Here is a 14177-nt window from a genome sequence, read left to right on the forward strand (position 1 = left end):
CGACCAGGATCACCCGATGGTGTTCCCCGGCGCCCGGGGTGGTTTCCAGCGCCGCTCCAACTTCAACCGCCGTGCCTGGACCCCGGCCGTCGCCGGCGACCCCGCCGGGGGCGTGCCGCCGATCCTGGCCGTTATACATTTTCACGATCTCCGGCATACGCACAAGACCTGGCTGATCGAGGACGGCATCCCCGAGATCGCCCAGGCCCGGCGGCTGGGCCACCGCCTCGGCGGCGTGCGGGGCATCTACAGCCACGTCACGCCCGCCATGCGTCAACACCTCGTCGACGCGCTGCAACGCCGGTAAGAATCGATCCAGCCGTCGGCGCCGGCCGCCGAGGATAGCGGCAGCGACGGGGCGGGGGAGCAGGCAGCGGCGTGACCGCCGTAGCGCGCACCGCCGTCCGGGGATCGATCGCCGCTATCCGCCGCAGCTCTCTACAAGCGAGCCCCCAGTCGATCATGTGCTCCCGGTTTGCTCCCAACGTAATGAGCACAACGGGAAACGCCCGTTACCGGGCCTCCGGTAACGGGCGTTTGACCTGCATAAATGCTGGTGGGCGATACTGGGATCGAACCAGTGACCTCTTCGGTGTGAACGAAGCGCTCTCCCGCTGAGCTAATCGCCCGGGCGAGGTACGACTGTACCTGATCCCTCCGGCTGTCCGCATTCCCGGGGGTACTCGCGTGTCGCGGGGACCGGTTCCGGACCGGTTGCCCTGGCTTCCGGGGCGGCCGATCCGGCTTCCGGAGCAGTCGACCCGGCTGCCTGGTTACTCGACCGGCCCAACGCCGACCCGCCCGCTGAACGTTCCCTTGATCGACATGACGCGCAGCCCGTGCTTGACCGACAACCACAGCGCCGCGAGGGTGAGGGCTGCGAGCGACAACAGGACGGCCACCCGTACGAGCCAGTGCTGGTCGCGTTGCCAGTCGTTCCAGCGGCGCAACTGGCCGGTCGTGAAGCGCAGCAGATGCCTGGCCCACGCGAACTCGATCGCCCACACGGTGATGCCGGCGAGCACGATCAACCAGCCTGGCCCGGGGAGCGGCACGAGCAGCAGGCCGACGGCGACCAGGACGACGCCGGTGACCGCGATCAGTGCTCTGAACAGGGCCGGCCCGCCGGGCCTGGAGTGGAACCACGAGCGGATAGGGGCGATCCGTGCGGCTAGGGGCCCTTTGATAGGAGGTGTACGGGACCCTGGCCGTTCGTCGGAATCGGACCCCTCCATTTCTGTACTCCCTGTCCGAACGTACCCGTCACCGACGGCTCCACTAAGCGTTACCACAAGCAGGTCAACGTCTGAACGATCCCGGCGCCGAGCGGACCTGGACAACCTGAATCGAATCGGACATAACTGCTTTCCATTCATTTCAGGGCTTAAACAGGTCTGCCAAATCCCACTACTGGGTGAGATCAGCGGATGACGAATTGTAATAGCGGGCTAACGGCTGACCATGGGAGCGGCGGGGGCAAGATCGCCCGCAGTGGTGCCGGGGGGAGTACGAGATGAGTGCCATTCGACCGACGACCGTCGAAGTCGAGACGTCATTGCGGCTGGTTACACCGGACGCGACCGGGCTGCCGGTACGCGCCAGCCTCCGCTTTGACCCGGAAGACCCGTACGCGGTTCACGTACTGTTCCACACCGAGTCCGTGGGGGGCGACCCGGTCGGCTGGTCGTTCGCCCGCGACCTGCTCGTGACCGGCCTCGACGAGCCGGCCGGCATCGGCGACGTCCGGGTCTGGCCCTGGGCCAGCAGTCGCGGGGACTTCGTCGCGCTCGCGCTCTCGTCGCCCGACGGAAACGCCCTGTTCGAGGTGCCCCGTAGCGTTCTCGTTCGGTTCCTGCGCCGTACCTACATCGCGGTCCCGCGGGGGCGAGAAAGCGAGCACCTCGACGTTGACGCGGCCGTCAACCGACTGCTGGCCGACATCTGACCCGCGCCGGCGTCTGACCCGCGCCGGCGTCTGACCCGCGCTGGCGTCTGACCCGCGCCGACATCTGACCCACCAGGTCCGGCGAGCTCGCCGGACCTTCGACCCCGAGGCCCGGCGACCACGCCGGACCTCGACTACCGTGCCGGGCTGACGCGACACCTCGCACGGGTAACACGTAGGGCGTCGGACCCACAGGTCCGGCGCCCTACGTGTGTGGCGGCCCCGGCCGGGTAAATCCCGGACATGCCTCAGCGATTCGACGGTTATGACCGGGTAGCGGTGGTCACCGGCTCCGACTCCGGCATCGGCGAGGCCATCGCGGTGGCCCTGGCCAACGAAGGCTTCGAGGTCGGTGTGACCTGGCACTCGGACGAATCCGGTGCCCGCGGCACGGCGGAGAAGGTCCGGGCGGCCGGCCGCAAGTGCGAGGTCCGTCACCTCGACCTCAACCGGTTGCCGGACGCGGCAGGTGTGGTGGATGAGCTGGCGGACGCGCTCGGCGGCCTCGGCGTACAGGTCAACTGCGCCGGTACGGGCATCAGCGCGAAGGCGGTCGACACGACGTACGAGGACTGGCGGCACGTGCTGGCCGTCGACCTGGACGGACCGTTCCTGTGCGCACAGCGGGCCGCCCGCCGCATGCTAGCCGCCGGCCGGGGCGGGCGCATCATCAACATCACCAGCGTGCACGAGCACGCGCCGCGGGTCGGGTCGGGTGCGTACTGCGCCGCCAAGGGTGGCCTGGGACTGCTGACCAAGGTCATGGCGCAGGAGCTCGCGGGCGACGGCATCACGGTCAACGCGGTGGCGCCGGGCGAGATCGCCACGCCGATGACCGGCAACGAGGACGTGGATCCGCGGACGGTCCGCCGACCCGGCGTGCCGGTCGGTCGCCCCGGCGACGCCAACGAGGTCGCGGCGGTGGTGGCGATGCTCGCCAGCCCTGCCGCGGCGTACGTCACCGGATCCTCCTACGTCGTCGACGGCGGCATGCTCCTGATGGGGCCGCAGGCCGGCTCACACCTCACCGGCGACGACTGGCGTAACGGCTGACACCGCAACTAAGACGAGCAGCGTCGATGAGCACGCTCATCCGCATCGCCGGCCGGGTGTTCGGCCTGCCGCGGCCGCGCACCAGGCGGGTACGCGGCCACCGCGGGCTCACCGTCCCGATGCGCGACGGGGTGGCGCTGAAGGCCGACCACTTCGCGCCGTGGCCGCGCCCCGGGCCGACGGTGCTGATGCGCACCCCGTACGGGCGCGGGTTCGTGCTGCGTGTCCTGGCCACAAGTATTGCGGCGCAAGGGTTCCACGTCGTACTGCAGTCGTGCCGGGGGACCTACGACTCGGGCGGGGTGTTCGAGCCGATGCGTCACGAGCGCGAGGACGGGCTCGACACCGTCGGCTGGCTGCGCGGGCAGCCGTGGTACTCCGGCGAACTGTGCACGTACGGGCCGAGCTACGCCGGCTTCGTCCAGTGGGCCCTCGCCGCGGAAGCCGGGCCGGATCTCAAGGCCATGGCGACGATCGCGACAGCCGCGGACTTCCGCGACTCCACGTACGCGGGCGGGGCCTTCTCCCTCGACGTCGTGCTCACGTGGGCGGCGCTGCTGAGCGCACAGCGCGGCTCCCGGCTGGCGAACCTCGTGGAGGCCGGCCGGGGCCAGCCGAAGCTGCGACGTGGCCTGGCCCACCTGCCGTTACGCGAGGCGGATGTGGTCGCGACCGGTGAGGAGATCGCCTTCCTGCGGGACTGGTTGGCGCAGCCGGGCGCGGACTACTGGGATCAGCGCGGCCACGCCTCCCGCCGGGCCGCGGTCACCGCGCCGGTGCTCATGGTCGGCGGCTGGCACGACATTTTCCTGCCCTGGCAGCTTGACGACTACGCCGCGCTGCGTGCCGCCGGCGCCCGGCCCAGGCTGACGATCGGGCCGTGGACGCACGGCAGCTTCGGGCTCCTGCGCCAGTCGCTCGTGGAGTCGGTCGGTTGGTTCCACCAACACACGGGAGACGCGCTTCATCAGTACACGGGCGGAGCGTACACCGGCGACGGTAAGGTGCGACCGCGCCGGGCGCCGGTCCGGGTGTACGTGGGCGGCGCCCGCGTGTGGCGGGAGTTCGAGGACTGGCCGCCCGACGACGCCCGTGCCCGGGACTGGTTCCTGTCGCCCGGCGGCGAGTTGGCGGGGCATCCCCCGCAGCTTGGTGCGGCGCCGACCCGGTTCCGCTACGACCCGGCCGATCCGACGCCGTCTGTCGGCGGGCCGCGGTTGTTGGCGGGCGGCGCGGGCAGCCTGGACAACCGCGACCTGGAGGCGCGGCCGGACGTGCTGACGTTCACGACGGCGCCGCTGCGGCAGCCGGTGACGGCGCTCGGGCCGGTGTCGGCCACGATCTACGCGCGGGCCAGCGGAGACCATTTCGATATCTTCGTGCGGCTCTGCGACGTCACGACGAGCGGCCGCTCATGGAACCTCTGCGACGGGCTGGTCCGGGTGTCGCCCGGCCGGTTTCCGGCCGACGCCTCCGGAGTACGGGCCGTCCGCGTCGACCTGTGGCCCACGGCCCACCTGTTCCGGCCCGGTCATCGCATCCGGGTCCAGGTCAGCGGGGGAGCGCACCCCAGGTTCGCCCGAAACACGTGTACCGGTGAGCCGCTCGCCACGGCCACCCGGCTGCTGCCGGTGGACGTCGAGGTGTTCGGCGACCCCCGGTACCCGTCAGCGCTGCGGCTGACCGAAGACGGACAAGGCTGACCGAGGCCACGTGAGGCTGACCGCGGCCACGTGGGGCGCGACAAGGCTGACCGACGAAAGGGCCGCGCCGGAAGGCTCCGGCGCGGCCCGCGGTCGTACCCGCTGCCGTTACGGCATGGGGCGGTCGACGTCACCCCGCCAGGCGCCTGTCTCCTGTCCGCGGGATTCGATGAATTCCCGGAACCGCTTCATGTCACCCTTGACGCGCATGTCGAGCATGCCGGTTTTGGCGCCGACCTGCTCGACGAAGCCGTCGGGGTCGAGCTCCATCTGCGCGGTGACTCGGGTGTGGTTGTCGTCGAGGCGATGGAAGGTGACCACGCCGGCGTGGCGCGGTCCGTCGGTCGAGGTCCACGCGACCCGCTCGTCGGGGTGCTGCTCGGTGACCTCCGCGTCGAACTCCCGGTGGACGCCCGCGACGTCAACCACCCAGTGCAGGTGGGTGTCGTCCAGTTGGCGTACCTCCGTCACGCCTTCCATGAACTGCGGGAACTGCTCGAACATCGTCCACTGGTTGTAGGCGGTACGTACCGGTACCGCGACGTCGACGGATTCGACGACCGTACTCATGCCTACTCCTCTCACGCGTCTCGTCTCCCTGTTTCGCTACCCGCTTCACGTAAGTGCAAACGTCGTCAATCGACGCCCTTGTCCGCGGCGGTGGGCGCGCCTAGTCTGCCGTGGGCAGTGCGCTCGGCCCTTGTCGAAGAGGACCGGGATGACTTTTCGTACGCCCCGCTCGATGCCACCGCACAACGGTGGCTCAGGGCCGACCGCGGGGGCGCTCTGAGGGCCGACCCGGGGCGGCCAGCAGCGCGGAGATCGTCAGACGTTCCAGGGTGAGGGTGGTCCCATTCGCGGAATACGGCATCTTCATATGAGCCTGCGTCGATAAAAGACGATGCAATTTCCGCACTGCCGGTCCACCGGTCGAACGGCTGAGCACGGCCAAATTTCGTACGTCCCAAACCGTATAGGTCATCGTCGAGCGCCGTGCCCACGTCGTCGTGGTCGCCGGTGTGAAAGGGGCTGTCGTGGCGGAGGTTCATCATTTCGCGTTCGGATGGATCAATCCGACTCTCGCGTACGTCATGTCGTTTCTCGGGTCGCTGCTCGGCCTCGTCTTCGCCGCACGGGCGCGGGATGTCACCGGGGCGCAGCGGATCCGGTGGCTGGCGTTGGCGGCTGTCGCGATCGGCGGTACCGGCATCTGGCTCATGCACTTCATGGCGATGGTCGGTTTCGACGTGCCGTCCACAGTGGTGCGATACGACGTGCCGATAACGGTCGCGAGCGTGGTGCTGGCCATCGCGATCGTCGGGATCGGGCTGCTCATCGTCGGCACCGGGCAACCGTCGGCGTGGAAGCTGCTCATCGGAGGTCCGATCACCGGAATCGGGGTCGCGGCGATGCACTACACCGGTATGGCCGCCATCCGGATGGGCGGCGTGATGTCGTTCGAGCCGACCAGGGTGGCATTGTCGGTGGCGATCGCCGTGGTGGCCGCGACGGTCGCCCTGTGGTTCGCTCAGGTCATCCGCGGCGCTGCCGCCACCGTCGCGGCCGCGATGCTGATGGCCGTTGCGGTCTGCAGCATGCACTACACCGGAATGTCCGCGGTCCGGGTCAGGATCACGTCTCCGAACGGCACGATCGAGGGCGTCGCGCCCTTCGTACTGCTCATGCCGATCAGCATCGTGGCGTGCGTCGTCATCACCGCCCTCGCCTACGCGACAGTCGGGCTGTCGGTACGGCGGGAGAACGAGCGGCCGGTGGACGAGCCCCGCGAGCGGTCGTCGGTCGAGTTCGACGAGCGGTCAGTGGAAATGCCTGTCGTCCCGGTCGACGGCGGCTTCGCCGACCGATCGCAGGTCGCCGCGGCGCTGCGACCCCGGGTCGGCCGGCAGTTGTAGGGGCTCCGGCGGCGGCCAGGGGGAGGCTCGGCGGGGTCAGCTCGACACGTCACGGGTCGTGAAGCGGGCCCAGGCCGCCGAGCAGAAGATCAACGCGTACGCCGCGGCGACCAGCGCGCCCTGCCTGATCCCCGACCACTCCACGGGGTCGCGCAGCAGGTCGCCGTAGTCCAGCCAGTGGTGCGTCAGCAGGTACGGGTGTAGCCAACCGAGTTGGGGGATCGTGTCGAGGACGAAGCTCGCCACATTGACGATCACGATCGCGACGGTGCCGCCGATCGGCTGTTCGGTCAGCGTCGAGACGAACAGCCCGACGGCGCCGAGCGCCGCGAGGCCGCACGCGATGTAGGCGCAGACGCCGAGCAGCCGCAGCAGGCCTGACGCGAACGGCACCTGGAGCCCCGACAACAGGGTCACCGGACCGCCGCCGAAGAGCGCCAGGCCCAGCCCCGCGCCGACGGCGGCGACCAGGAGCGTCGCGGCCACCGCGAAGATGACGATCGCGGCGTACTTGACTCCGAGCATGCGGGTCCGGCCGACCGGAACGGTCAGCTGGTATCGCAGCGTGCCGAGATTCGCCTCGCCGGCGATCGTGTCGGCGGCGATCGCGGCGACGGCCAGCGGCAGGAACAGTGGTAGCTCGACGGTCAGCGCGGCGAGCGCGACGAACAGGCCGTTGCTGGTGATCGAGGCGAAGAAGTTCGGACCGCCCCCACCGCCGCCGGGTGGCGAGATCTTCACCGCGACGGCGATCAGGGTGGGTACGGCCGCGAGCACCGCCAGCCCCGCCCAGTTACGCCGGCGACCGAAGATCAGCCACAGCTCCGAGCGCAGCAGCCGGGTGCTCCACCGGCGCGTACCCGCCACCGGTGCGTCAACCGCTGACATCGAAGCCCTCCCCGGTCAGTGACACGAACAGCTCTTCCAGTTCGGGCGCGGCCACGGTGAATCCGCGGACCGCAACGCCCCGGTGCACCAGTTCGGCGACGACCTTTTCCGGCGCGACCGACCCAAGGACCCCGGTCGCGGCGGCGTCGTGCGTACGCACGTCCGTCAGGCCGAGCCCCCGCAGCACCTCGGCCGCGGCGGCGGGTCGGTCGGTGTCGACGTGGGCCCGCGGCACCGCCCCGGCGCGCAGTTCGGCCAGCGGCGCCTGCGCGACGAGCCGGCCCAGGTGCATCACGCCGACGTGCGTGCACAGCTGCTCGACCTCGCTCAGCAGATGCGTCGACAGCAGGACCGTCGCGCCCTCGGCGGCGAGCCGCTTGATGAGGGCGCGTACCTCGCGCGTGCCCTGCGGGTCCAGGCCGTTGGTCGGCTCGTCGAGGATCAGCAGCTCGCGCGGGGCGAGCAGGGTCGCCGCCAGGGCCAGCCGCTGCCGCATGCCCAGGGAGTACGCCCGGTACCGCTTGGTCGCCGCCGTCAGCAGCCCCACCCGGTCGAGCGCCTCGTCCACCCGCCTGTGCGCGGTGCGCGGATCCGCGGCCCGGTCGCCGGCGTCGAGCCGCAGCAGGTTGGCCCGGCCGGACAGGTACGGATGGAACGCCGGCCCGTCCACGAGCGCGCCGACGCGGGGGAGCACCCGGGCCGCGGCGGCCGGCATCGGCTGGCCGAGTAGCCGGTGCGTACCCGCGGTGGGCCGGATCAGCCCGAGCAGTAACCGGATGGTGGTCGTCTTGCCCGAGCCGTTCGGCCCGAGGAAGCCGTAGATCGAGCCGCACGGCACCGCCAGGTCGACGCTGTCGACGGCGACCTGGCGGTGGAATCGCTTGGTCAACCGGGTGGACTCGACGGCCCAGGACCCGGCCGGGTGGCCGGGTCCTGGGGCGGTCTGCGACGCGGCGGGTTGACTGCTCTCCGATGCCGCGCCGCTCTCCGATGCCGCGCCGCTCTCCGATACCGCGGTCACGCCGACGCTGCCTGGTAAAGCGACTGCGCCGGCACGGCACCGGCGAGCACCCGGCCGTCATCGGTGAACAGCATGTTGCCCAACTTGCTGCTCAGCAGGTGGCCGGTACCCCAGGTGCCGTGGACCTTCGGCAGGTGCTGGATCCACATGGCGCCGGGGCTCGGGCTGGCCGACTGCATGGCCTGCGGCGGAATCTTCTTGATGACGATGCTGCTCCAGCCCTTGCCGACCACGGTCGGGCGCTGCATCGGCTGGCGCGGCGGTTGCTGCGGCACGGCTTCCTTCACGGTCGCGCCCGGCGGTGGCGTGAAGTGGAACTGTGCCGGGTTCGGCTGGGCGTAGTTGACCTGGGTAAACGCGGTCTCGAACGCCGGGCTGGTGTAGTTGCGGGCGAAGACCTGGACACGCAGCGGCACGTGCTGCCGCGCGTCGACCGCCATCGTCACCCGGGCGACCAGGGTCTTCGCGTCGCGCGGAACGAGGACCAGTTCGTTCGTCGTTCGGCCGGCGACCCTCACCCCGCTGCGGGTGGTGATGGTGGTGTACGGCCGCAGCTTCGCGAGGATCCGGTTGGAGATCTCCTGCGGCGTCATCGCGCTGGCGGTCGGGCTCGGCGACATCGGCACGGTCTCGGTGGCGGTCGGCATCTCCGTCGCGGTCGGCATCTCCGTCGCGGTCGGCATCTCGGTCGGGCTCAGGGTCTCCTCAGTTCCGGTCGGGCCCGGAGTCTGGATCAGTGCGACCGGGCTCGTCTTCATCGTGCCGTGCGGGCTGGCGGACTTGTGGTCGGACTTGCTCGGGTGTGGCGTCTTGACGTCCGCGACCGGGCTTGTCTGCATCGTGCCGTGCGGGCTGGCGGATTTGTGGGCGGACTTGCTCGGGTGTGGCGTCTTGACGTCCGCGACGGCGCTGGTCTGCATCGTGCCGTGCGGGCTGGCGGATTTGTGGTCGGACTTGCTCGGGTGTGGCGTCTTGACGTCCGCGACCGGGCTTGTCTGCATCGTGCCGTGCGGGCTGGCGGACTTGTGGGCGGTCCCGCTGGGGTGCGGGGTCTTGACGTCCGCGACGCCGCTCATGGTGGCGGTTTCGGTCGGGCTCGGCGCGGGCATCGGCGTCTCGGTGGGGCTCATCGGCCCACTCGGAGTCGCCGGCGGGCTCGCCTGGCCACCGACGACGGAGTGGACGGCGGTGTTCTTCTGGCTGTTCCACACCCACATGTCACGGCCGTTGCGGATGATGTCGGTCTCCCCCAGGGTGCCGAGCAGCGCGAGCCGGTGCCGGGTGGGGCCGGCGTACCAGACCCGCAGCGTGTGCGACCCGTAGAGCAGCGAGTGCAGGTTGGAGCTGCCGGCACCGGTGTTCGGCATCGCGGGCATGCCGAGGTCGGCCCGTTCGACGAGGGTGCCGGAGACAGGTTGGTTGCGGGCGTTCTGCACGTCGGTGAGGATCTGCGCCGCTGACGGCGCCGGTGTGCTGGGAGCGGCCGACGCGGCGAGGGTACCGGCGGGTGCACCGCCTGCGATCGTCGCCACGAACACGGCAACCGGCACCCCCCAGCGCAGCGCCGGTCGAGACGTGAAGATCGGCATTTGTTACACCTCCTACGGCCCATGCTGCTTCGAACTCGCTGAGAGGTGGCTGAGAGCGCCCGCACGTTGCTGAGAGCCCGCTGAGAGCCCGCCGAGCCGCCCGCTGAGACGCCCGCTGCGAGTCAGCTGAGAGTCAGCTGAGAGTGGTGCTTCATTGCGGACGGTCTTCATGAAAACCTGAGACAGTGCGGGTGCTGGTCGTCGAGGACGAGGCGCGGATGGCCCGTGCGCTGCAACGTGGCCTGGCCGCCGAGGGCTTCGCGGTCGACGTCGCGTTCGACGGCCCCCACGGGCTAGAACTCGCCCGGCACGGCGAGTACGACGCGATGATCCTCGACGTCATGCTGCCCGGCCTGTCGGGCTACCAGCTGATCCGGGTGCTGCGCGCCGAGCACAACTGGCTGCCGGTGCTCATGCTGTCGGCCAAGGACGGCGAGTACGACCAGGCCGATGGGCTCGACTGCGGCGCCGACGACTACCTGACCAAGCCGTTCTCGTTCGTCGTGCTGCTGGCGCGGCTGCGCGCGCTGCTGCGCCGGGGCGCCCCCGAACGCCCGACGGTGCTCGCCGTCGGCGATCTCGTGCTCGACCCTGCCGCGCGTCAGGTCCAGCGCGGCGGCGCCCCGGTCATCCTGACCACCCGCGAGTACGCGCTGCTGGAGTACCTGATGCGCCGTGCCGGCCGGGTGGTCTCCAAGGTGGAGCTGCTCGACCACGTCTGGGACGCCGGGGCCGACAGCGCGCCCAATGTCGTGGAGGTCTATATCGGATACCTGCGCCGCAAGGTCGGCAGGGACGTGGTCGAGACGGTCCGGGGCGCCGGGTACCGGGTGGGTCAGGCTTGAAGCTCCGGGTACGTCTGCGCTGGTGGAACCGGCTGAGCCTGCGGTCCCGCCTGCTGATGATCGGGGCCGGCGGCCTCGCGGTCGGGTTCGCGCTCGGCGGGATCGTGCTCATCTACGCGCTCGAGTACGCCTTGCAGCGCGGGGTCGACTCCGACGCGCTCGCCACCGCCCACGGGGTCGCCGAACTGGTCAACGTCAGGGCGTTGCCACAGCCGGTACCAGTTTCCGGCGGGCAGATCGTGCAGGTGGTCGACGCGAAACACCGGGTGCGGTCGGCGTCGATCGGCGCCGACCGCCTCGTTCCGCTGCTGCGCCCCGACGAGCTCGCCGCGGCGAGGGCCGGCGAGGCCCGCACCGTCGACGGCTCCCGCGCCGGGGTCGCCGGACCGCTGCGGGTCGTGGCGGTCAAGGCGGGTCCGCCCGATGACCCGCAGACCGTACTGGTGGCGCGGCCGGTGGCGAGCATGCGCGAGAGCGTGAACGTGGTGCGCACGGCGCTGCTCATCGCGTACCCGCTGCTGATCGCGGTGCTGGCGCTGTTCGCCTGGCGGGTGGTGGGCGCCGCGCTGCGCCCGGTGGAGGAGCTGCGCGCCGGGGCCGAGACCATCACCGGGGGCGACAGCAGCGACAGGTTGCCGGTGCCCGACTCGCGCGACGAGATCCACCGGCTCGCGGTCACCCTCAACGACATGCTCGACCGGCTCGCCCGCTCCCGTACCCGGCAGCGGGCGTTCGTCGCCGACGCCGCGCACGAGCTGCGCAGCCCGCTCGCGAACATGCGTACCGAGCTGGAGGTCGCCCAGCGCATCGGCGACCCGGCCGCCGTCGAGGACCTCCTCGCCGACGTGGAGCGGCTCAGCCGACTCGTCGACGACCTGCTGCTGCTGGCGCGCGCCGACGAGGCCCCGGGCCTGGTCCGCGCCGAGCCGGTCGAGCTCGGCGCCCTGCTGCGGGAGACGGCCGAGCGCTACGGCGCCGCGCGGGTGCCGGTCACCGTGGCGGACGGCCCGCCCCAGTGGACGTCGGGCGACCCGCAGGCCCTGCGGCACGTGGTGACCAACCTGGTCGACAACGCGGTCCGCCACGCCACGTCGCGGGTGACGCTGGCCGTCGTGCCGGACGGGTTCACCGTCATCGACGACGGCCCGGGCATCCCACCCGCCGACCGCGAGCGGGTCTTCGAACGGTTCACACGCCTAGACGACGCCCGGGCCCGCGACGCCGGGGGAGCGGGGCTGGGGCTCGCGATCGTGCAGGAACTGGTGCACCGCCACGGCGGCACCGTCACCCTTGCCGACGCCCATCCCGGAATCCGGGCCCGGGTACGGCTGCACATCCTGCCGGGCCCGCCGCCGCCCTGAGGGTGCGCGTCATCCGGCCGCCGCGTACAGCCGTTCGGGGCGCACCGCGCCGGCCAGTACCCGGCCGTCGTCGGTGAACAGCACGCTGAACAGGCGGCCGGTGAGCAGCCGTCCGCTGCCCCAGGCGCCACTGACGCGGGGGAGGCGGTCCAGGGGAGTGCCGGCGGCGGACCGGTCGTCGGACGCGGCCGGGAGCTTGCCGATCAGGACGCTCGTCCAGCCTTTCCCGGCGACGGTGGGCCGCGGCATCGTGGGCGTGGTCGCGGCCGGGTCCGCGCGCGTGCCCTCCTCCTTGACCACGATGCCGGGCGGCGGCGCGAAGCGGAACTGGGCGTCGTCCGGGCGGGCGAAGCTGACCTGGGTGAACGCCGTCTCGAACGCCGCGCTGTTCGACCCGGCCGGATACACCCGTACGCGCAGCGGCACGTGCCGCTCGGCGTCGACGGCGAGAGTCACCCGTCCGACCAGCGATCCGCTGTCACGGGGGGTGAGAACCAGCTCGTACACCGGCCGCCCGGCGACCCGCGTCGCGCTGCCGGCGGTGACGATCGTGGTCGGGTCGATCGCCGCGAGGGCCGCCCGCGCGGCCTCCTGGGGTGTGCCGGCCAGCGGGCTGGGGGCGGCCTCCGGGTGGCTGGCGGGGCTTTCGTCGGTGGGCAGGACCGCGTGCGAGGCGGCGTTGTGCTGGCTGTCCCACACCCAGACGTCCCGGCCGCTGCGGACGACGTCCGACTCGCCGAGGGTGCCGAGAAGCGCCACCCGCGCGTGGTCCGGGCCGGCGTACCAGACCCGCAGCGTGTGCGACCCGCTGCCGAGCGCCTGAAGGTTGGAGCTGCCCTGCCCGTCCGTGCCGGGGATGGCGGGCAGGCCGAGGTCGGCGCGCTGCACGACCGTGCCCGAGCCGCCGTCGAGGCGGGCGTTGCGCAGGTCGGACAGCAGTTGCCCGACCGTACGCGGGGGAAGGCTGGGATCGGCCGACGCGGTGAGGGTGCGGGCTGCCGCACCGCCCCCGACGACGGCCACGAGTACGGCGACCGGCGCTCCCCAGCGCAGCGCGGGCCGGGACGTGATGATCGACATGGGCTGCACCTCCTGCTCCTGATGGTGCGGGGCGTCGCTGAGAAGCCGCTGAGACGTGTTGACAGTGTCATTGTGACAGTGTCATGGTTGACGGGTGTGGACGCTCGATGAGCTGCTGGAACGGGTCCGCGCCGCACTGGCGGAGGCGGAGTACCCCGGCGCGCCCAACGGTCGGGTCCGGGACCTGCCCGACCGGCGCGCCGTCCGGTGGTACGCGACGACCGGCCTGGTCGACCGGCCCACCGGCATGCGGGGGAGGACCGCGCTGTACGGGCCGCGGCATCTGCTCCAGCTCGTAGCCGTCAAGCGGCGGCAGGCCGAAGGTCGCTCGCTGGCCCAGATCCAGGCCGAGCTCGCGGGCGCGACCGATGGGACCCTCGCCGGCATCGCGCGCGTTTCTGACGACCTGCTCGCCGGTGGGGGCGCGGCCCCGCAGCCGGCACCGGCCCGGACGCGCTTCTGGGCCGCGCCGCCCGTTGCCGTCGCCGCGCCGATCGCTGCCGTCCCGCCTGGCGTCGCCGCGCCGATCGCCGCCGCGCCGGCCGGCGTCGCCGCACCGGAGGTCGCCCCGTTGGGTGAGGCGGCACCGGCCGACGTATCGGCCGACGTCTCGGCCGACGGCGCGACCACGACGTTCGCCGGCGTGCGGCTGCCCGGTGGCGTCCTGCTCCTGCTGCCGGCCCAGCCCGGCCCCGACGAACTCGCCGCGATCCGCGCGGCCGCCGCACCCCTGCTCGACGTACTCGCCGACCGAGGCCTCCTCACCAACCCATAGGAGC

14 protein-coding genes and 1 tRNA gene are annotated in these 14177 nt (G+C 71.6%); 8 read left to right on the forward strand and 7 right to left on the reverse strand.

Annotation, left to right across the window (positions count from 1 at the left end; translation table 11 throughout):
- Positions 1 to 307: tyrosine-type recombinase/integrase (locus tag HC031_RS23655; protein WP_338090801.1), on the forward strand; the 307-nt coding region annotated here is incomplete at its 5' end.
- 247 nt (positions 308 to 554) lie between these two features.
- Here the strand turns inward: HC031_RS23655 and HC031_RS23660 are convergent.
- Both HC031_RS23660 and HC031_RS23665 read right to left on the reverse strand, forming a co-directional pair.
- A tRNA-Val gene (locus HC031_RS23660) sits at positions 555 to 629 on the reverse strand.
- A 144-nt stretch (positions 630 to 773) separates the two neighbouring features.
- Positions 774 to 1235 (reverse strand): TIGR02611 family protein, encoded by a 462-nt coding sequence (locus tag HC031_RS23665; protein ID WP_167927605.1) that lies wholly within the window; start codon positions 1233 to 1235, stop codon positions 774 to 776.
- 278 nt (positions 1236 to 1513) lie between these two features.
- Between HC031_RS23665 and HC031_RS23670 the strand changes: the two genes are divergently transcribed.
- From HC031_RS23670 to HC031_RS23680, 3 genes are all read left to right on the forward strand, one after another.
- Positions 1514 to 1945: an SsgA family sporulation/cell division regulator gene (locus HC031_RS23670; RefSeq protein WP_167927606.1), complete on the forward strand. Its 432-nt coding sequence runs from the start codon at positions 1514 to 1516 to the stop codon at positions 1943 to 1945.
- Between the two features lie 243 nt (positions 1946 to 2188).
- Positions 2189 to 2998: an SDR family oxidoreductase gene (locus HC031_RS23675; protein ID WP_167927607.1), complete on the forward strand. Its 810-nt coding sequence runs from the start codon at positions 2189 to 2191 to the stop codon at positions 2996 to 2998.
- A 26-nt stretch (positions 2999 to 3024) separates the two neighbouring features.
- On the forward strand, positions 3025 to 4701 hold the full coding sequence (locus tag HC031_RS23680; RefSeq protein WP_167927608.1) for a CocE/NonD family hydrolase: 1677 nt from the start codon (positions 3025 to 3027) through the stop codon (positions 4699 to 4701).
- 108 nt (positions 4702 to 4809) lie between these two features.
- Here HC031_RS23680 and HC031_RS23685 read toward each other — a convergent pair whose 3' ends face one another.
- Positions 4810 to 5271 carry an SRPBCC family protein gene (locus tag HC031_RS23685; protein ID WP_167927609.1) on the reverse strand — a complete coding sequence of 154 codons (462 nt, stop codon included), beginning with the start codon at positions 5269 to 5271 and terminating at the stop codon, positions 4810 to 4812.
- A gap of 464 nt (positions 5272 to 5735) precedes the next feature.
- On the opposite strand from HC031_RS23685, the gene HC031_RS23690 reads away from it, so the two are divergent.
- The gene (locus HC031_RS23690) at positions 5736 to 6614 is read left to right on the forward strand and encodes an MHYT domain-containing protein (protein ID WP_167927610.1); all 879 of its coding nucleotides are present in this window, start codon (positions 5736 to 5738) and stop codon (positions 6612 to 6614) included.
- A gap of 36 nt (positions 6615 to 6650) precedes the next feature.
- Here HC031_RS23690 and HC031_RS23695 read toward each other — a convergent pair whose 3' ends face one another.
- From HC031_RS23695 to HC031_RS23705, 3 genes are read right to left on the reverse strand one after another with little or no spacing between them, the layout of a single operon-like run.
- Positions 6651 to 7502, reverse strand: a complete 852-nt coding sequence (locus tag HC031_RS23695) for an ABC transporter permease (RefSeq protein ID WP_167927611.1) — start codon at positions 7500 to 7502, stop codon at positions 6651 to 6653.
- Positions 7489 to 8523 (reverse strand): ATP-binding cassette domain-containing protein, encoded by a 1035-nt coding sequence (locus HC031_RS23700; RefSeq protein ID WP_167927612.1) that lies wholly within the window; start codon positions 8521 to 8523, stop codon positions 7489 to 7491. Before HC031_RS23700 ends, HC031_RS23695 begins: the two co-directional genes overlap by 14 nt.
- A complete protein-coding gene (locus HC031_RS23705) occupies positions 8520 to 10112 on the reverse strand; it encodes a LolA family protein (protein WP_167927613.1) in 1593 nt (530 codons plus the stop codon). Before HC031_RS23705 ends, HC031_RS23700 begins: the two co-directional genes overlap by 4 nt.
- 185 nt (positions 10113 to 10297) lie before the next feature.
- Here HC031_RS23705 and HC031_RS23710 point away from each other — a divergent pair, with 185 nt between their 5' ends.
- Positions 10298 to 10957, forward strand: coding sequence for a response regulator (locus HC031_RS23710; RefSeq protein ID WP_167927614.1), 660 nt, complete (start codon positions 10298 to 10300; stop codon positions 10955 to 10957).
- A gap of 53 nt (positions 10958 to 11010) precedes the next feature.
- Positions 11011 to 12318, forward strand: a complete 1308-nt coding sequence (locus HC031_RS23715; RefSeq protein ID WP_205863160.1) for a sensor histidine kinase — start codon at positions 11011 to 11013, stop codon at positions 12316 to 12318.
- A 9-nt stretch (positions 12319 to 12327) separates the two neighbouring features.
- On the opposite strand, the gene HC031_RS23720 is transcribed toward HC031_RS23715, so the two are convergent.
- Complete coding sequence (locus tag HC031_RS23720) at positions 12328 to 13398, reverse strand: LolA family protein (protein WP_167927615.1); 1071 nt, start codon at positions 13396 to 13398, stop codon at positions 12328 to 12330.
- Positions 13399 to 13492: 94 nt separating this feature from the next.
- Here HC031_RS23720 and HC031_RS23725 point away from each other — a divergent pair, with 94 nt between their 5' ends.
- The gene (locus HC031_RS23725; RefSeq protein WP_167927616.1) at positions 13493 to 14173 is read left to right on the forward strand and encodes a MerR family transcriptional regulator; all 681 of its coding nucleotides are present in this window, start codon (positions 13493 to 13495) and stop codon (positions 14171 to 14173) included.
- The last annotated feature ends 4 nt before the right edge of the window (positions 14174 to 14177 follow it).

The organism is Planosporangium thailandense (genome assembly GCF_011947195.1).
Classification (GTDB): Bacteria; Actinomycetota; Actinomycetes; order Mycobacteriales; family Micromonosporaceae; genus Planosporangium; species Planosporangium thailandense.